We start from the raw sequence: 18,082 nt of genomic DNA on the forward strand, positions 1-18,082 counted from the left end.
AGTGGCGTGTGCGGCCGGAAGCCTAAACTCCTCGATTCTCAGGAGGCGATCACGGGGAGCGTCGCAGCGATGACGGCGACGGCGACTGCGGCGTATCTGCTGATCTCGTGGACGACTCGGAGGCCGCCAGCCCAGACGTACGCCTGCCAGGCTGCAGTGCCGACCTGTATTGCCAGGAATACGAGCCCGGAGAGCCCGTTCTGTAGACGGCGAACCTGTTCGAGCAACAGCTCCGGCGAGGACGCGGAGAGGTCGATGCTGGCGGCGAAGAAGACGAGTGCGGTACCACCGGCGACGACGCCGACAACGGACGGGAGCAGTCCCCAGGCGGTGATCTCTACCGTCTCGCCGAACCGCCCGGAGCCGCCGGCTAGCTTTGCGCCGACGTACAGCCCGATCATCAGTCCGATCCAGGCGATAATCAAGCCGAAAAACAGTCTTGGAAGGGCCCTAGTCGCGTAGTCCCAGATGAACGACCCGACTTCGACAGTCTGTGTCGCCGGTTCGTCACAGCCGGACACGGTTATTCCGCCGACGCCGCCGTCTTCGCACAGCCGTTCCGGCGGCCGTGCGGGGTTGTCTCGCTCGACGGTGCCGGTGAACTGGTCAGCGAACAGCCGGAACGCGACTCCGAGAACGATTGTGACGACGACAGCGATGCCGAGAGCGAGGCCGCCGCCACGGTATCCGTTCAGCCGGTCACGTCGCTGTTCGAAGAACGCGCCCGGTCGCAGGAGGAACGTTCGGACGGTGGAGGGCATCTCCGGGGTGTGCTCGGCCACGGCGTATGTACTCTGTGGTATGTGCAACCGTGGAGGGAGTCCGACGGGCGTTTAAGTACGGGTGGCCATGTAATCGTATGAAGCAGGCTATCGTCGCGCGGGCCGACATCGGCATGGGCGAGGGCAAGCTCGCCGCCCAGGTTGCCCACGCCTCGCTGTCGGCCTACGAGGACGCCGGCCCGAAACCCCGCAAAGCCTGGAAAGGCGCGGGGCAGAAGAAAGTCGTCCTGAAGGCCACCAGCGAGTCCGAACTGTTCGAACTCGCCGACGTGGCCGAGCGCGAAGGCCTGCCGCATGCGGTCGTCCGGGACGCCGGCCACACACAGCTCGATCCGGGGACCGTCACGGCCCTCGCCGTCGGCCCCGCCGAGGACGAGCTGGTGGACCGCGTCACCGGCGACCTGCCGCTGTTCTGAGGGCAGCGGCCCGCGATACGGTTATATAAGAGCAACCCTAACCTCAGGTGAACAACAACACGATACATCATGCAAGGAAACGAACAACAGGCCTACGACCGCGGGATAACCATCTTCTCCCCGGACGGACGCCTCTATCAGGTCGAGTACGCACGAGAAGCCGTCAAGCGCGGAACCGCGAGCGTTGGTGTCCGCACCGAAGACGGCGTGGTCATCGCTGCGGACCGCCACGCCCGGTCGCCGCTCATCGAGCGCGACAGCATCGAGAAGATCCACGAGATCGACTCCCACGTCGGCGTCGCCAGCGCGGGCCATGTGGCCGACGCGCGCCAGCTCATCGACGTAGCCCGTCGCCAGGCCCAGGTCAACCGCCTGCGCTACGACGAGCCCGCCTCCGTCGAGTCGCTGACGAAGGAGATTACGGACTACATCCAGCAGTACACCCAGACCGGCGGCGCACGCCCGTTCGGTGTGGCGCTACTCGTCGCCGGTATCGAGGACGGCGAACCCCGGCTGTTCGAGACAGACCCCTCGGGAACGCCCTACGAGTGGCAGGCAGTCGCCATCGGCGGCTCCCGCGAGGACATCCAGACGTTCCTCGAAGACGAGTACGCCGAGGAGATGGACCTCGAAGCCGGCATCGAACTCGCGCTCCGGGCGCTGGCCTCGGTCAACGAGGACGGCCTCGACGCGACCGGCGTCGACATCGCCACTATCGACGTGGAGACCGAGCAGTTCCAGAAGCTCTCGGAAGAGGACATCGCCGAGCGCCTCGAAGAGTTCGAACTCGGAGGTGAGAACTGATGTACGACCCCGAGAACCGATTGACCGACGCCCACGAACCCGAGGTCGGCACTCTGCCGAACGAGGATGGCGGCCGCGACGAGGAGAACGTCGTCAAGACCGGGACGACGACCGTCGGCATCGCGACGGAGAACGGCGTCGTCATCGCGACGGACCGCCGCGCCTCCCTCGGTGGCCGCTTCGTCTCGAACAAGCAGGTCCAGAAGGTCGAGCAGATCCACCCGACGGCCGCGATGACGCTGGTCGGCAGCGTCGGCGGGGCCCAGTCGTTCATCCGCTCGCTGCGCGCCGAGGCCGACCTCTACGAGGTCCGCCGCGACGAACCGCTCTCGATTCACGCGCTGGCGACGCTCGCGGGTAACTTCGCCCGCGGCGGCCCGTACTTCGCCATCAATCCCATCGTCGGTGGCGTCGACGAAGAGGGCAGCCACGTCTACAGCGTCGACCCCGCTGGCGGCGTGCTCGAAGATGACTACACCGTCACTGGCTCCGGGACGATGGTCGCGACGGGGACCATCGAAGGGCAGTACGACCCCGAGATGAGCCTCGGCGAGGCCCGCGACCTGGCCATCCGCGCGGTCAACGCCGCGGCCGAGCGTGACACCGGGTCCGGCAACGGTGTCGTGCTCGCGGAAATCACCGGCGAGGGCGTCGAGATCGACGCCTTCGACGACTACGAGTCGGCCGAATAACTCGGCTGCCTCGGCTTCGGTTTCTTTGCAGTTAGTTGCCAACGGCCAGTGGCTACTCACTCCCGCGGAACGACCCGCATCGGGTAGTCTGACTGTCGCATGATATTTTGGGCGACGCTGCCGAAGATGAGGCGGTCGGTCTGGCTCCGTTTGCGGACGCCGATGACGAGTTCGTCCGCATCGACCTCCTCGGCGATGTCGAAGATATCCTCAGCCGGGCTGTTCCCCCGGATTATCTGGTAGGTCTCGACGGACACCTCGTCGCCCAGACGATCCGAGACGACTTCGAGCGCGGCCTTCCCGTCGGCAACCGCATGCGGTGGCGTCCTGTCTCCGCCCGGCTGTGAGTTGACCGCGTACACGCTGTCGTCCGGGTCGAGGACGCCTTCGAGGTACGAACACAGTGTCTGGCTGACTGTCTCGGAGTTGGTTGCGAGCACGAAGGTCTGCATATGCGACGTTCCTCACCCATCATGATAAGTATGTGTCTTGTTACCACGAAACGTCGTATATCCGGACTCTCACGGTCGCCGGACTACTCGGTCAGGACCAGCCAGCCGACGGCGAGGAAGACGGCGAGCACGAGCAGAATCGATCCCCAGGCCAGCGCCGCGAACGCCGTCGATCCGAGCGCGGCCAGAGGGAGGATGGCTGACGGCGTCATTGCTCGGACCCCCCGTCAGCCACCGGGTCGTCGAGCGCGCGGACCTCCCGTCCGAGGCTTTCGAGGTCGGCGTCGGCCCCGCCCAGCAGCGTCGCAACAACGGTGAGGGCTGCCGAGACGAGCGTCGCGCCGGCGAAGGCAATGAGGAACGACGGCGCTGGCAGCATACTCCCGACGCCCGGTATCGCGGCTATGAGGCCACGGAGCGACGGGAAGTACGTGAACCCGACGAGTAATCCTGCGATGCCAGAGACCAGCGCGCCCGGTCCGGTGAGCCGCTCGGTGTAGAGGCCGGCGAGGAAGGGCACGAAGACGCCGGCGGCCAGCAGGTCGGCCGTCAGGAACAACTGGAGGACGCTGTACCCCTGTGCACCGATGAACATCGCGGCGAGCGCGACGGCGACCGTCAGCCCGCGCCCGCCCAGCCACAGGGTCCGCTGGTCGGGGTCGTCGAGCAACCGGGCAAGGTCGGCCGTGACGACGCTGGCGATAGCGTTGAACATCGTGTCGGCTGAACTCATCACAAGCAAGACGGCGAGGACGACGATGGCGAGGGTCACCCACGTCGGGAACGCCTCCGCGACCACGAGGAAGAAGGCGATACTGGCGGAACCGGATTCCGTGAGGCCCAGCCCCGCGGCGGCGATGCCGAACAGGCCGGCGAGCAGGAGCATCGGGACGACGACGACGGCGGCGATGCCAAGTCCGCGGCGGAGGGCGCGCTCGCCGTCGGCGGCGTACACCCGCTGCCAGACACCCTGATTCAGCATATTCGCGCCCAGCAGGGCAAAGGCCACGTACAGCCCGAACTCCAGGCCGGGGCCGAACCCTGGGTCCAGCAGTGTCGGGTCGGCCGATACCACCGTCGCGTGGAATTCGCTCGTGCCGCCCAGTGAGAGCAGCGCGCCGCCAAAGCCCACCGCCAAGAGCGGGAGGATGACCAGCGTCTGGACGGTGTCGGTGACGATGCTCGCCAGCAGGCCGCCGTAGGTCGTGTAGACGAGGACGAAGCCGCCGATGAGCAGCGAGGTCTGCCAGAGGGGGACATCTGCAACGAGCGCGAGCGCGCCGGCGATACCGGTCATCTCCGCGGCGAGGAAGATGAACATGTAAAACACCGAGACGAGCAGGACGAGCAGGTACATCCCGGACCCGAAGCGGGCGTAGGCGAACTCCGTCAGCGAGTGGCCCGCGGGCATCACCTCGCGGATGCGAGCGCCGACCGGAATAAAGAGGAGGAGCGGAATCGCGCTGCCGATGGCGTAGCCCAGCACGGCGGGCAGCCCACCGAAGGCGGCCCCGGCCTCGGCGGGGCTCAGCAGAATCCAGACGCCCATCATCGACGCGATGACCGTCGCAGCGAGGGTCCCGCTGCCGGCTGAGTCGCGGGCCGAGATGTAGGTCTCAACAGAGTCAATGCGACCGCGGGCGGCGAAGAGGCCGATACCGGTGAACACGAGCACGGTCGCCGCGGTCAGGCCGAGAACAATAGCTGAGGAGACCATCTACGGACTCACCTCGTGGCCGGGCGTCTCGGTGGTTTCTCCGTAGGCCGTCTCGAAGAACTGTCGTTCGAGCGTGACCGTGCGGTCGAACAGCGATGCGACGCGGGCCTCCCGGCGGGGCGAAAGCGTCGGCCCGACGGCGTCGAGTTCGCCCCGGAGCCAGTCGACGAACGCGACGAAGGAGTCGACGGCGTGGAGGTCCACCCATTCGGCTAAATAGAAGGGGAGTCCCATCCCCGCGCTGGGGAGGCCGTCGCTGTCCGGGTCGCCGTGGGTCGCCGCGGCGGCCGTCGCCCACGACTCGTATATCCACTCTGCCGGGACGAGGACGGCCAGCGTCTCGGCGTAGCCCCCCTCTCGGGCGGCACGAGCGAGCAGGTCGATGAACGCCCTCGTCGCCGGCGTCTGCTCGGGGTCTTGCCAGCGCGAATCTTCGACGCCGAGTGCGGCAAAGGAGCGCTCGAAGTAGTCGTCTTCCTCGTCGGTCACGGTATCGAGGAACTCCACAAACTGGCGTTTGGCGGCCATGTCCGGGGCCTGCCCGACCGCGTGGCCGAACGTCCCGACGAGTTCGCCGACGAAGGCGTAGTCCTGTACCAGATACGCGGCGAACGCGTCCTCGTCGAGCGTGCCGGCCCCGAGTTCCTCGACGAACCGGTGCCCAACGGCGGCGTCCCAGTCCGGCTGACTCTGCTCGCGGAGCCAGTCGGTAAATCGGGGATCGTCGTTCTCTTCGGCGTACTCTGAGTACGTCTCGCCTGTCATAGCTCCCACCCCTCCTGCGTGTAGGCCATCTCCCAGAACCGGTGTTCGAGTTTCGCGCTCGTGCGGAACGCGTCTTCCATGGCGTCGTGTTGGCCAGGATAGCGCTCGCCACAGCGGTCGACGTACGCCCGACACCAGCCCGTCGCCTCGCGGAAGTCGTCACTGGTGTACATATCGATGAACGGCGTGTACTGGTGCTCGCCGTCGGCAAGGTCGGCCATGTGTTCGGCCACGTCGAGGTACCCCTGCATACAGGGGTACAGCGCTGCGGCGATCTCCGCCTCGTGGCCCTCGTAGGCTGTCCGAACGAGGAAGTTCGTGTACGCCAGGCAGGTCGGAGCCTTCTCGGTAGACTCCAGCTCACGACGCGAGATGCCGTAGTCCGACGCGAACTCCCGGTGGAGGTCCATCTCGGTGTCGAGCACCTGATGGGCGACCCCGAGCAGGTGCGTCATCGTCGACTCGTCGTTTGCCGTCGCGCCGGCGAGCGCGAACAGCCGCGCGTAGTCCTGCAGGTACCGGTAGTCCTGTTTCACCCAGTGCTCGAACGCCGCTTCGTCGAGCGTCCCGTCGGCCAGTTCGCGGACGAACGGGTGGTCCTTCTGTGCGTCCCAGATGTCTTCGCCGATGTCGAGCAGGTGGTCGCTGAACGCCATTGGTGGCCAACACAACAACCTCCGACGTATTATATCCTGCTAATACAACTAGGTTGTACCTGGGCGGTGAGTAACGCGCACAGCGAACTGTGGGGCCTGCGCGTCTCGGGACTTTCTGGCGGCCCGAACCCACAACGACGCAGTCGACCGGCAGCTTTCGTAGTCCAAACTGCTAAACGAACCACGACCCTCACTTCTGGCAATGACACTGCAGTTGCCGAGCGAAATCGTGGTCGAGCGATTTCTCCCGACGGCCCGGGCGATGCTCGCCACGGAACTCGACGAGAAGGGCTGGACCCAGCAGGAGATCGCCGACCAGCTCGGAGTGACACAGGCCGCAGTAAGCAAGTACGGCAGCGGCTCGGTCACCGTAGAAGAGCGATTTCGAGAGGATGCCCGGATGCAACAGACTATCGAGCGGATCGCCGACGGGCTGGCCGCGGGCGAGATGGACGAGTTCGCGGTGCTTGGCGAACTGCTCGCCCTGGTACGGGAGTTCGAGGATAGGGGGCCGATCTGTGCGGTCCACGAGGAGGAGATGCCGGCGCTACAGGGGATGGGCTGTGACCTCTGCGTTCGGGGGACAGATACCGCCGTGGAAGCGGAACGGGCCGTGCTGTCGTCGGTCCGGCGAGCCACGCGACTGCTGGCGGACAGCGCCGTCGTCGTCGACGCCATCCCGAACGTGGGGATGAACGTCGGCATGGCGCTGCCGGACGCCGGAGACACCCTCGACGTGGCGGCAGTTCCCGGCCGAATTCACGACCTACGGGGACGGGTCAACGTCCCGTCGAACCCCGAGTTCGGCGCGTCGGAACACGTCGCGCGGACGATACTGGCCGCGATGGCCGTCGACCCTTCGCGCCGGGCGGCGCTCAATCTGAGCACTGCCGAGTCGCTCCTCGATGCCGCCCACGAGCAGGGCATCGAGCCGCTGGAGTTCGACGCTGGCTACGAGGACCGGGACGAACGGCTCGAAGCGGCCTTCCGCGAACGCGGTGACGTCCCCCGTGTCATCTACCACAGCGGCGCGTTCGGCATCGAACCGATAACCTACGTCTTTGGCGAGTCGGCGCTCGAGGCGGCCGAACTTGCGGTCGAACTCCTCGGCGCAGTCGACACATAACCGTCTCGGCCGCCGAGACCGTCAGAACCAGCCGGTCTCGGGGTCGACGGGGTTCTCCGGTTCCTCGCCCCGCAGGACCCGGATGACGTCTTCGGCCACGGTCTGTGTCAGTTCGACCCGGGACGCCTCGGAGTACCACGCGACGTGGGGGCTACAGACGACGCTGTCGAGGTCGTGCAGCGGCGAGTCACCGGGCGGTTCCGCCTCGCGAACGTCCAGTCCGGCCCCGCCGAGGTCGCCGCTGGTGAGCGCGTCGTACAGCGCCGTCTCGTCGACGAGCCCGCCCCTGGCCGTGTTCACGAGCAGCGCGTCGTCGCGCATCCGGTCGAGCGCGTCCGCGTCGATCATCCCCCGAGTCTCATCGGTCAGCGGGGCGTGCAACGAGACGATATCGGAATCGGCCAGCAGCGTCTCGAACGCGACCGGCTCGACGCCGAGGTCGCCCATCCGGTACTCGGGCGCGTACGGGTCGTAGGCGACGACGTCCACGTCGAACCCCCGGAGCTTCGCGGCGAACCGGCTGGCGAGCTTGCCGAAGGCGACGAGGCCGACGGTGCTGCCGGCGAGGCGACGGATCGGCTGCCCGACCGACCACTCCCACTCGCCGCGCTTGACCGAGCGGTCGAACGTGGGTATCTTCCGCAGGCAAGCGAACACGAGCGCGAACGTGTGGGTCGACACCTCCTCGACAGAGTACTCCGGGACGTTGACGACCGCCACGCCGGCGTCGACTGCCGCTTGGACGTCGATGTTGTCCACGCCGATGCCGGCCCGGCCCACCACTTTGAGCGAGTCGGCGGCGTCGATGACCGCGGCCGTGACCTGCGTGCCGGCGTCGACGATTAACGCGTCGGCGTTCTTCACTGCGCGTGCGACGGCCGCCGGCTCTTTCGCCGCTATCGTTTGGACGGTCGCGTCGACCGCGTTCAGCACCGCCGCCCGTGTCTCCCCGTCCATCACCTTGGTGTCAGAGACGACGACTTTGTATGACATACTCTGGCTTGCTTCGGACCCGAGATAAAATCATCTGTCAGGATCGGTCCGGTCGTCGGAATCGCGTCACAGGACTGTGGTTGCACAGCGGTGACTAGCGGAGAACTGACAGAATAGTAGCAAACTTTTATGATATATTCGCGAGGAGGTGGCAACAGTATGTCGGCTGGTAACACAGATGAAACCTCCCTCGAACGTATCGGCTATCGACTCTCCGCGTGGGTGGAACGGTGGATGCCCAGTCCGTTCCTGTTCGCGCTCATCCTCAGCTACGTCGTGTTCCTGGCCGGCGTCGGCCTCACCGGGTCCGGCCCCGTCGAGATGGTCGGGTTCTGGTACGACGGCTTCTGGGCCTTCCTGACGTTCTCGATGCAGATGGTCCTCATCCTGATGACGGGCTTCGTCGTGGCGTACCATCCGCGTGTCAACGCCGGTATCCGCCGGCTGACGGAGCTTCCCAACACCGGGAAACAGGCGGTCGTCCTCGTCGGATTGCTGACGATGCTGCTCGGCTGGATTCACTGGGGACTGAGCCTCATCCTCGGGGCTATCTTCGCCCGAGAGATGGGCAAGACCGCCCACGAAAACGACATCGACGTCCACTATCCGGTCCTCTGTGTCGCGGGCTATCTCGGCCTCGGCCTCACCTGGCACTGGGGGCTGTCCGGGTCCGCGCCGCTATTGCTTGCGACTGAGGGCAACGAGTTCATTCAGCAGGGCGTCATCGACGTCGTCGTCTCCGCCTCCGAGACCATCTTCCACCCCTACGGCCTCATCCTGACTGGCCTGTCGATAGCCTACGCCCTCGTCGTCCTCTACGTCATCACGCCGACCGGTGACCAGGCGCGGGGCATCACGCACTACATCCCCGAAGACGACCTGTTCGAATCCGCGAGTGACGGCGGCGTGGAAGCGACCACCGAGCCGTCTCCGCAGGTCCCGGCCGAGCGCATCAACCACAGCCGCGTCCTCGGCGGGATTATCGGCCTGACCGGCATCGCGCTGGTCGTCTCACAGTTCGTCCAGTCCGGCATCGACGCGCTCGGGCTGAACATCGTCAACTTCGGCTTCCTGACGATTGGCATCTTCATCTACATGGACCCACAGACCTACCGGGAGAAGTTCGGCGAGGCGGCGACCGCCGCGTCGGGCATCGTGTTGCTGTTTCCCTTCTTCGCCGGCATCCAGGGGATGATGGCCACCTCCGGGCTGGCGCAGTTGATGGCCAACGCGCTCATCTCGGTCTCGACGCCCCAGACGTTCCCGGTCATCGCCTGGCTCACGGGCGCGACGGTCAACATCTTCGCCCCCTCCGGCGGCGGCGAGTGGATCATCCTCGGCCCGCCGATTCTCGAAGCCGCCCAGAACCTCGGCGTCCCGGTCGGCCAGGCGACGATGGCCTACGCCGTCGGTGACGCCCACACGAACCTCCTGAACCCCTTCTGGGCGCTCCCGCTACTCGCCATCACCCAGATCAAGGCCCGGGAGATGTTCGGCTACGCTATCGCGATGTTGCTCGCGCTCACGCCGTTTCTGGCGGTCGTCCTGTTCGTCCTCCCGTACTGAGCAAGGACCTGGCGGGACAGCTACGGCTGTTTGCCCCTTCTTCGAGGATTAAGACCCTGGGCGAACTGCATCCGAGTGATGGCAACCGAGACGGGAGCCGAGGAGGACGTGGACCTGCTCGACTCCTTCCGCCAATTCTTTGCGCTGGAGCGGGACGTACTGGTCCTGTCGCTGTCGATGCTGGCCTTTAGCCTCGCGTTTCAGATGACTAGCCGGTACATCCCCGAGTACATGCGTCTTCTGGGGGCCAGCGCCGGCGTCATCGGCCTCTACGGGAGCGTCGGGAACCTCATCAGCGCGGTGTACCCCTACCCCGGCGGCGCGGTGTCTGACCGCATCGGCTCGCGGCTGGCGTTGACTGCTTTCGCGACGCTGGCGACGGTTGGCTTCGGCATCTGGTACCTCGCCTCTGTCGTCGGCGACATCACGCTCGGCGCGACGACGCTACCGGCCTGGGCGCTCGTGTTCGTCGGCCTCTTTCTCGCACAGGCTTGGAAATCCTTCGGGCTGGGTGCGACCTTCGCCATCGTCAAACAGAGCGTCCCGTCTCAGCGGCTTGCGATGGGGTTTGCCAGCACGGAGATGTTCCGCCGCATCGGGTTCCTGCTCGGGCCGCTCGCCGCTGCGGCGCTGCTCGCGACGACTGCAACCTTCGTCGACGGCTTCCAGCGCGTGCTGCTGGTCGCGCTGGCCTGTGGCCTCGTCGCCACCGTCGCCCAGCACGTCCTCTACGACGCCAGCGAGGATACGCTCGGGAAATCCTTCGAGGGTATCGACCAGATACTCGCCGACCTGCGAACGATGCCGGCGACGCTCCGACCGCTTCTGGTCGCCGATACGCTCGTTCGTTTCGCTAACGGCATGGTGTACGTCTTCTTCGTCATCGTCGTCACCGAGTTCCTGTCGGTGGGGTTCACCGGCTTCGGCGTCCAGCTTCGGCCCGACGCCTTCTTCGGCGTCCTACTGGGCGTCGAGATGGTCGTCGCCATCCTCTCGATGGCTCCCGTCGCAAAGCTCACCGAGTGGGCCGGCCTCAAGCCTGCTGTCGCGCTCGGCTTTCTCGTCTACGCCGTCTTCCCGCTCCTGCTCATTTTCGCCCCGGACGACCAGTGGGTGCTGGTGTTGCTGTTCGCGTTCTCCGGCCTGCGCTTTGCCGGCCTGCCCGCCCACAAGGCGCTCATCGTCGGCCCGGCAGAACAGGACGCTGGCGGCCGCGTCACCGGGACGTACTACCTGCTTCGGAACACGCTGGTCATCCCCAGCGCCGCGCTCGGCGGCTGGCTCTACGGCAGCGAGTGGGCCGTCTCCGTCGGTGGCGTGGCGCTACAGGCCGGCCCGGAACTGGCCTTCGGCGTCGCTACGGTCGTCGGCCTCGTCGGTGTGGCCTACTTCATCGCCTTCGGCCGAGAGTTCGAGGCCTACAGATAAACCGCCGTGCCGGCCTACCACTCCTCGCGCGGCGGGAACTCCTCGCCACAGCGTGGACAGTACCGCATCGGTGCCCGGGACTCCTGCCCGTCCCTGTCGAACGTTATCTCTCGTCCGCAACTCTCGCATGCTAGCTTTGGCATCGTGGTGCTCTCCGGTCGCCCGCATAGCCACGACCTGTAAACAGCTAGATTGTGTGTCGTGATAACACTAGGTGCCGGCCGTGATTCGGGACGGCGGCGAGTCCGCAAACGCCAACCCTAAGCGCCGACCCACGAATATCCAGTCAATGCGAGAGGCCCACCCAATCGAGCAGGCCGTCGGTATGGAGTACTACGTCAGCGACGCCGACGGGGTGGGCGGTCGCCTCCGCGCCTCGCCCGCGGATTTCCGCGTCCGGGAACTGGAGGCGTTCGACACCGAACCGGTCGACGCCGACACCGGGGCGTACCCGCATCTCGTCTTCCGGGCGGAGCTCCGTAACTGGGAGACCAACGACTTCGCCAGCAAGCTCTCCGACCGGCTGGGCATCTCCCGCGAGCGAGTGTCGTGGGCGGGGACGAAGGACAAGCGCGCGGTCACGACCCAGCTATTCTCGGTGAAAGGGGTCGCAGCCGGGGACCTGCCGGAAATCGGCGGCACGGACATCGAGGTCATCGGCCGCGCCGGCCGCCCGATTCTCTTCGGCGACCTGGCGGGCAACGCCTTCGAGATTGTCGTCCGGGACACCGAGAACACCGACAACGCCGCCAGCGTGGTGGCGGACCTCCGCGCGTTCGCCAGCGGGGACGACCCAACGGCGAGCGAGGACCGCTCTAGCGATCCCGCACTGCCGGACGGCGACACGACGGTCGGCGTACCCAACTACTTCGGCCAGCAGCGGTTCGGGTCGCGCCGGCCGGTCACCCACGAGGTCGGGCTGGCAATCGCCCGCGGCGAGTGGCGGGACGCGGTCCTCGCCTACGTCGGGAACCCGAACGAGCGCGAACCGGAGTCGACGCAGGCGGCGCGAGCGTACGTCGACGAAACCCACGACTGGGCCGGCGCGCTGGACGAACTGCCCGGTGCGCTGGGCTACGAACGCTCTATCTGCCACCGGCTGGTCGAGAACGGGGCCGACGAGCCGGACGACTTCCGCGATGCGCTAGAGGCGCTGCCGTCGAACCTCCAGTCGCTGTTCGTCAACGCCGCCCAGTCCTACGTGTTCAACCGCATCCTCTCGGAGCGGTTAGAGCGGGGGCTCCCCTTCGACCGCCCGGTCGAGGGCGACGTGGTCTGTTTCCGGGACAGCGACGCGCCCGAGGACTTCCCGATTCCAGACGCCAACCGGACCCAACAGGTCACGGCAAAGCGGCTCTCGACCGTCGAGCGCCACTGCGAGCGCGGCCGAGCGTTTGTCACCGCGCCGCTGGTCGGGACCGACACCGAACTCGGCAGCGGTGAGCCGGGTGCTATCGCCCGTAAGGTGCTCGACGATGTCGGCCTCGAACAGAGCGATTTCGACCTCCCGGGGGCGTTCGACAGCGACGGGACGCGGCGGGCCATCCTGCTCCGAACGGACCTCGGTGTCGAGCGCGACGACGCCGACCTGACGTTCTCGTTCTCGCTTCCGAAGGGAAGCTACGCGACGGTGCTTCTCCGGGAGTTCCGGAAGGGAGACCCCGACACGTAGCGGGCCACTCAAGGCTCGGTAAATGACGCGGAATATGCAACGGTTAAGTCCGGCCACACACGCCATCTCGTATGGGCGAGCTACCGGACGAGTTCTCGTGTACCATCACCGACTGGGAGTACATCTACGGCCTCTGCCGGGACGTGGCCGACGACGTGAAAGCCGCCGAGTTCGAGCCCGACGTGGTCGTCGCGCTGGCGCGGGGCGGCTGGTTCGGCGGGCGCTGTCTCTGTGACTTCCTCGGGCTGGACGACTTGGCAAGCCTGAAGGTCGAACACTACGTCGGGACCGCCGCGAAAGGCGAGGAGGCACAGATCAAGTACCCGCTGGCCGACGGCGCAGTCGAGGGGAAGGACGTGCTGGTCGTCGACGACATCGCCGACACCGGCCAGTCTATCGAGACGGCCGCCGAGTGCGTCCGTGACCGAAACCCAAGCAGCGTCCGGACGGCGACGCTCCAGTTGCTCCAGACCAGCGACCACGAGCCGGAGTTCGTCGGCGAGCGCCTCGACGAGTGGACCTGGGTCGTCTACCCCTGGAACTTCGTGGAAGACATGGTCGAACTCGTCGCGGGCGTGATGGCGAAGAGTGGTCAGGAAACCCACACCGAGGACGATATTCGCCAGTTACTGCGGGAGTACCACGGCGTCAGCCGCACGAATCTAGAGATCGCACAGCCGAACCGACTTGGCGAGGTCACGACCGAGATGGAGCGGCGCGGCGTCGTCGAATCGGTCGGCGACGGCTGGCAACTCACCGACGACTGAGGATGTTCGACGGGAAGGGACGACAGGAGTCACTCGAATCCGCTAGTCTCGCCGCTCACTATCGCTAGTCACTCGCGCCTGCTAGTCACGATAAAAATACGGTCAGCGACGGGTGCGGCCGTCGTCCCGGACGTACTCTAACGCGCTGACGAACTGCTCTTTGTCGACCCGGCCTTCCGCCTCTTCGAGTCGTTCACGAATTTTCGTCGGAGTCATGTGTATTGGTAACATGGGACTGCGTCGATATAACTCTTTCTCACCCGCCAACAGATTCGATGTGAGCACGGGTCTGAACTGGCCGGTGAGCCGGACAGTAGACCGCCAAACCGCCGTACCGGGACGACACCCCCGTCGAGGGAATATATTTAATACCCCGCTTACCCAATAGAAACTATGGCCGCTTACGGCCGGCCGTCACTTCGAGACCTGTTCGATGAATCACCGACGCCGCACATCGCGCATCCGCCGCGGAGTCACCATCGAGACTTCTACATCGCCACAGACGGGTCGTTCAGACCCCACGGCGGTACGACATCACCCGACAGCGAGTCAGGCGGCCCGACAGGCGGGCTGGGTGTCGTCGTCGAAACGCTCGACGGTGAGCGCGTCGTCAGGCTGTCTGTCCCAGATACCTGCCCCGACAACAACGTCGCGGAGTACCGGGCGCTCCATCTGGGGCTCGACGTGCTTGCGAGACGGGCCCCGCCCAACGCCTGCGTCGGCCTGCTCATCGACCACGACCAGCTCGCCGAGAACGTGAACGCGGAGGTACTGGCCTCCCATGGCTCCGCCTACGACCCGCCACACTCCGTGTCGGTCCCATCGGCGACAGGGCTGCACTGGCGCGGAATTCAGGCACGTATCAACGGGTTCGGCGAGGTCCGTGCCGCGCGGATCTCCGGCGACCGAAACCCCGCCCATCCGCTGGCGAACGCACCCGACCAGTACGCGCACGTCAACGGCGAGCCGGACCGGTGTGTCCTCCCCGACGCGCCGACGGTAAACGAACGCGTCCCGCCGCCGTCACGCGCGGAGCGTGGCGGCGCATCTGACTGACGGAGCGCACCGGCACCCCTGCCGGCCACAGTATCCCATTCTTTCACACCGCTGCCGACAGTAGCACGTAGCCGTAGCAGCCCCTCGACCGGCACGCAGCTGTCGTCCCTGAAATATCACATACGACCGCGATTCTGTGGAGAAATCTGACCACAGCCAGAAATCATCGTAACTGGTGGTTCCGAGGATCTCTGTCAGTCACGTTTCACAGTAGATAATCTCTATAAGTTATGCAGATAGTTGAAGCCATTCCAGCGTACGTTTGGGGAACGTCACACAGACCAAATTTTATGTATTAGAAATGGGATAGTATACAGTGGGAGGTGAGCAACGGTGAGTACCAGAACTGACGGACCGGACGGTTTCAGCGGACAGTACGTCGAGCAGCAGTTGCCGCGTCAGTCGCCGACGCGGCACGACCTCGTTCTCGCCGTCATCCCCGCGGTGTTCGTGCTTACACTCGTCGCTGCGGTTGTTCTGGATCTCTCGCTTCAGGCGGCAATCGCTGGCGGTTCACTTGTTGGCGCTGTGGCGGTCGTCGATGCACTCTTCCTCCACCCACCGACACGCGGTCGACGGCGAGACGATACGTGACATCGCGTTCCGGCGACGGGCCTGAACGCTATGTTCTGACGGATGATTCCGACCTAGCTCGAAAAAAGCAGTCGCTAGTCGTTACTCCTGCTGTGCGTCGACGACAGCGACGCCCGCAAGGTTCACGATGTCGCTACCACCTTTTTCAGCGTCGGGTGTGCTCGCAGCACTCGCACACCACTCCTCGAAAAACGTGGTTCTCGTGAGCGGAGCGAACGAGGGCTCGAAAGACGAGGGCAGCGAGTCTTTCGGCGGCGAAAAACGCTCGCTACGCTCGCGTCGATTACTCCTGTTGAGCGTCGACGACGGCGACGCCCGCGAGGTTCACGATATCCTTGACCTCGTCGCCGCGCTGGAGGACGTGGACCGGCTTGTCCATGCCCACGAGCATCGGTCCGATGGCCTCAGCGCCGCCCAGTCGCTGGAGGAGCTTGTAGCCGATGTTCCCGGCTTCGAGGTTGGGGAACACGAGGACGTTCGCGGGGTCGTCGAGTTCGGAGAACTCGTAGGTGTCTTGCAGGATGTCCTCGACGACGGCGGTGTCGGCCTGCATCTCTCCGTCGACCGGGAAGTCGACGCGGTCGTCGTCCTGCAGGCGCGAGACCGCCCGGCGGATCTTCTTCGTCCCGGGGTTGTCGACGCTCCCGAAGTTCGAGTACGACAGCATCGCCGCTCGCGGTTCGACGTTGAACCGACGGGCCAGTTCCCCGGTGTGGCGGGTGACCTCCTCCAGTACGTCCGTGTCGGGGTCCTGATTGACTGTGGTGTCAGCACAGAAGATGACGCGGTTCTTGAACGTCAGCATGTACACACCGGCCGCGTAGTCGGCGTCGTCGGCCGTGCCGATGACCTGCAGCGGCGGGCGCAGGGCCGAGGGGTAGTGGTGGGTGAGCCCGGTCAGCATCGCGTCGGCGTCGCCCATCTCGACCATCACGCTGCCGAGGTAGTTCCCGTCCCGAATGAGTTCGTCGGCTTCGCGGCGGGTGATGCCTTTCCGCCGGCGGAGTTCGTACAGTCGGTCGGCGTAGTCTGCCACGTCGGCTGTCTCGGGGTCGACGACGACTGGGTCGAACTCCAGGCCGAACTTCCGGCGCGTGGACTCGATGCGGTCGGCGTCACCGATGAGGACCGGTTCGGCGATTCCCTGTTCGACCAGCTGGTAGGCCGCGCGGATCATCTTCTCGTCGTGACCCTCGGCGAGCACGACCCGCTGGGGGTCGCTCTTGGCCTTGTTGAGCACGACGCGCATCATCTCGCGGGACTTGCCCAGCCGCGCTTCGAGCTCTTCGACGTAGGCCTCCGTATCGATATTCGTCCGTGCTGCGCCACTCTCGATGGCGGCCTCGGCGACGGCGGGGGTCACCTCGAACAGGACCCGCGGGTCCAGCGGTTTCGGGATGATGTAGTCCGGGCCGAACTGCAGGGGCTGGTCGCCGTAGGCCTTGACGACCTCGTCGGGCACGTCCTGCTTTGCGAGGTCGGCCAGCGCGCGGGCCGCTGCGACTTTCATCTCCTCGTTGATTTCGGTCGCCCGCACGTCGAGTGCGCCGCGGAAGATGAACGGGAACCCGAGGACGTTGTTGACCTGATTCGGGTAGTCCGAACGGCCGGTCGCCATGATGACCGTGTCGTCGCGGGCGGCCTTGGCCGACTCGTAGCCGATCTCCGGATCCGGGTTCGCCATCGCGAAGATGATGGGGTCGCTGGCCATCGACCGTACCATCTCCTGGTCGACGATGCCGCCGACGGAGAGCCCGACGAACACGTCGGCCCCGTCCATCGCGTCGGCGAGGTCGCCCTCGGGGATGTCGCGGGCGAACTCCTGTTTGAATCGGTTGAGTTCCTCGTGGGTCGCTCGTTCCTCGGTGATGATGCCCGAGGAGTCACACATCGTTATGTTGTCCTTCGAGACGCCCAGGGAGACGTAGAACTTCGCCGAGGCGATAGCGGACGCTCCGGCCCCGGAGAAGACGACCTCCAGCTCCTCCAGATCCTTGTCGGCGATGTCGGCCGCGTTGACCAGCGCCGCGCCGGAGATGATCGCGGTCCCGTGTTGGTCATCGTGGAACACCGGGATGTCGAGTTTCTCGCTGAGTCGGCGCTCGACCTCGAAACACTCCGGGGCGGCGATGTCTTCGAGGTTGATACCGCCGAAGGTCGGCTCCATCGCCTCCACCGTCTGTATCATCGCCTCGGCGTTGTCCGTGTCCAGCTCCACGTCGAACACGTCGATGTCGGCGAAGCGCTTGAACAGCACGCCCTTCCCCTCCATGACCGGCTTCCCGGCTTCCGGGCCGATGTCGCCGAGGCCGAGCACGGCGGACCCGTCGGAGACGACGCCCACGAGGTTCCCCTTCGCGGTGTACTCGAAGGCCTTCTCGGGATCTTTGTCGATCTCCTCACACGGTGCGGCCACGCCGGGCGAGTACGCCAGCGAGAGGTCTCGCTGTGTGTTCGTCGGCTTCGTCGTCGCAATCTCTATCTTCCCCGGCGGCTTGCTCCGGTGGTACTCCAGTGCGTCCTCGTCAAGTCCCATATCCGGATGTCGAACCCTACTGTAAAAAAGACAAGTTTACCGTCAACGGACGAGCGGTAC

19 protein-coding genes are annotated in these 18,082 nt (G+C 65.6%); 10 read left to right on the forward strand and 9 right to left on the reverse strand.

Annotated features, from left to right (window positions below; translation table 11 throughout):
- Nucleotides 1–38 precede the first annotated feature (38 nt).
- Entirely contained in the window at nucleotides 39–761 is a 723-nt protein-coding gene (locus tag C442_RS16710; protein ID WP_239642330.1) for a Yip1 family protein, read from the reverse strand.
- A 98-nt stretch (nucleotides 762–859) separates the two neighbouring features.
- On the opposite strand from C442_RS16710, the gene pth2 reads away from it, so the two are divergent.
- The 3 genes from pth2 (at nucleotide 860) to psmB (ending at nucleotide 2,694) form a co-directional block, all read left to right on the forward strand.
- Complete coding sequence (pth2, locus tag C442_RS16715; protein ID WP_004591375.1) at nucleotides 860–1,198, forward strand: peptidyl-tRNA hydrolase Pth2; 339 nt, start codon at nucleotides 860–862, stop codon at nucleotides 1,196–1,198.
- A gap of 69 nt (nucleotides 1,199–1,267) precedes the next feature.
- On the forward strand, nucleotides 1,268–2,002 hold the full coding sequence (gene psmA, locus C442_RS16720) for an archaeal proteasome endopeptidase complex subunit alpha (RefSeq protein ID WP_008312539.1): 735 nt from the start codon (nucleotides 1,268–1,270) through the stop codon (nucleotides 2,000–2,002).
- Nucleotides 2,002–2,694: an archaeal proteasome endopeptidase complex subunit beta gene (psmB, locus tag C442_RS16725; RefSeq protein WP_008312540.1), complete on the forward strand. Its 693-nt coding sequence runs from the start codon at nucleotides 2,002–2,004 to the stop codon at nucleotides 2,692–2,694. The genes psmA and psmB overlap by 1 nt, the downstream gene beginning before the upstream one ends.
- A gap of 56 nt (nucleotides 2,695–2,750) precedes the next feature.
- Here psmB and C442_RS16730 read toward each other — a convergent pair whose 3' ends face one another.
- The 5 genes from C442_RS16730 to tenA form a co-directional block, all read right to left on the reverse strand.
- Nucleotides 2,751–3,146, reverse strand: a complete 396-nt coding sequence (locus C442_RS16730; RefSeq protein WP_008312541.1) for a universal stress protein — start codon at nucleotides 3,144–3,146, stop codon at nucleotides 2,751–2,753.
- Nucleotides 3,147–3,229: 83 nt separating this feature from the next.
- Nucleotides 3,230–3,358, reverse strand: a complete 129-nt coding sequence (locus tag C442_RS22945) for a hypothetical protein (RefSeq protein WP_008312542.1) — start codon at nucleotides 3,356–3,358, stop codon at nucleotides 3,230–3,232.
- Nucleotides 3,355–4,863 carry a sodium:solute symporter family protein gene (locus C442_RS16735; protein ID WP_008312543.1) on the reverse strand — a complete coding sequence of 503 codons (1,509 nt, stop codon included), beginning with the start codon at nucleotides 4,861–4,863 and terminating at the stop codon, nucleotides 3,355–3,357. Before C442_RS16735 ends, C442_RS22945 begins: the two co-directional genes overlap by 4 nt.
- Nucleotides 4,864–5,628, reverse strand: a complete 765-nt coding sequence (locus tag C442_RS16740) for a TenA family protein (protein WP_008312544.1) — start codon at nucleotides 5,626–5,628, stop codon at nucleotides 4,864–4,866.
- On the reverse strand, nucleotides 5,625–6,284 hold the full coding sequence (gene tenA, locus C442_RS16745; protein WP_008312545.1) for a thiaminase II: 660 nt from the start codon (nucleotides 6,282–6,284) through the stop codon (nucleotides 5,625–5,627). Before tenA ends, C442_RS16740 begins: the two co-directional genes overlap by 4 nt.
- 202 nt (nucleotides 6,285–6,486) lie before the next feature.
- Here tenA and C442_RS16750 point away from each other — a divergent pair, with 202 nt between their 5' ends.
- Nucleotides 6,487–7,410 (forward strand): thiamine-phosphate synthase family protein, encoded by a 924-nt coding sequence (locus C442_RS16750; protein WP_008312547.1) that lies wholly within the window; start codon nucleotides 6,487–6,489, stop codon nucleotides 7,408–7,410.
- Nucleotides 7,411–7,431: 21 nt separating this feature from the next.
- On the opposite strand, the gene C442_RS16755 is transcribed toward C442_RS16750, so the two are convergent.
- Complete coding sequence (locus C442_RS16755) at nucleotides 7,432–8,403, reverse strand: C-terminal binding protein (protein WP_008312549.1); 972 nt, start codon at nucleotides 8,401–8,403, stop codon at nucleotides 7,432–7,434.
- 159 nt (nucleotides 8,404–8,562) lie between these two features.
- Here C442_RS16755 and C442_RS16760 point away from each other — a divergent pair, with 159 nt between their 5' ends.
- Both C442_RS16760 and C442_RS16765 read left to right on the forward strand, forming a co-directional pair.
- Entirely contained in the window at nucleotides 8,563–9,969 is a 1,407-nt protein-coding gene (locus tag C442_RS16760) for a short-chain fatty acid transporter (protein ID WP_049943067.1), read from the forward strand.
- 78 nt (nucleotides 9,970–10,047) lie between these two features.
- Complete coding sequence (locus C442_RS16765; RefSeq protein ID WP_008312553.1) at nucleotides 10,048–11,397, forward strand: MFS transporter; 1,350 nt, start codon at nucleotides 10,048–10,050, stop codon at nucleotides 11,395–11,397.
- Between the two features lie 14 nt (nucleotides 11,398–11,411).
- Here the strand turns inward: C442_RS16765 and C442_RS22950 are convergent, their stop codons facing one another.
- Nucleotides 11,412–11,540 carry a hypothetical protein gene (locus C442_RS22950; protein ID WP_255410195.1) on the reverse strand — a complete coding sequence of 43 codons (129 nt, stop codon included), beginning with the start codon at nucleotides 11,538–11,540 and terminating at the stop codon, nucleotides 11,412–11,414.
- 146 nt (nucleotides 11,541–11,686) lie between these two features.
- Here C442_RS22950 and truD point away from each other — a divergent pair, with 146 nt between their 5' ends.
- From truD to C442_RS16785, 4 genes are all read left to right on the forward strand, one after another.
- Nucleotides 11,687–13,069, forward strand: coding sequence for a tRNA pseudouridine(13) synthase TruD (truD, locus tag C442_RS16770; RefSeq protein ID WP_008312555.1), 1,383 nt, complete (start codon nucleotides 11,687–11,689; stop codon nucleotides 13,067–13,069).
- A 71-nt stretch (nucleotides 13,070–13,140) separates the two neighbouring features.
- Nucleotides 13,141–13,836, forward strand: a complete 696-nt coding sequence (locus C442_RS16775) for a phosphoribosyltransferase (protein WP_008312558.1) — start codon at nucleotides 13,141–13,143, stop codon at nucleotides 13,834–13,836.
- A gap of 393 nt (nucleotides 13,837–14,229) precedes the next feature.
- On the forward strand, nucleotides 14,230–14,892 hold the full coding sequence (locus tag C442_RS16780; RefSeq protein ID WP_008312563.1) for a ribonuclease H family protein: 663 nt from the start codon (nucleotides 14,230–14,232) through the stop codon (nucleotides 14,890–14,892).
- Between the two features lie 333 nt (nucleotides 14,893–15,225).
- Entirely contained in the window at nucleotides 15,226–15,486 is a 261-nt protein-coding gene (locus C442_RS16785; RefSeq protein ID WP_008312564.1) for a hypothetical protein, read from the forward strand.
- Nucleotides 15,487–15,769: 283 nt separating this feature from the next.
- Here the strand turns inward: C442_RS16785 and C442_RS16790 are convergent, their stop codons facing one another.
- On the reverse strand, nucleotides 15,770–18,022 hold the full coding sequence (locus C442_RS16790; RefSeq protein WP_008312566.1) for an NADP-dependent malic enzyme: 2,253 nt from the start codon (nucleotides 18,020–18,022) through the stop codon (nucleotides 15,770–15,772).
- Nucleotides 18,023–18,082 lie beyond the last annotated feature (60 nt).

Source organism: Haloarcula amylolytica JCM 13557 (genome assembly GCF_000336615.1).
GTDB lineage: Archaea > Halobacteriota > Halobacteria > Halobacteriales > Haloarculaceae > Haloarcula > Haloarcula amylolytica.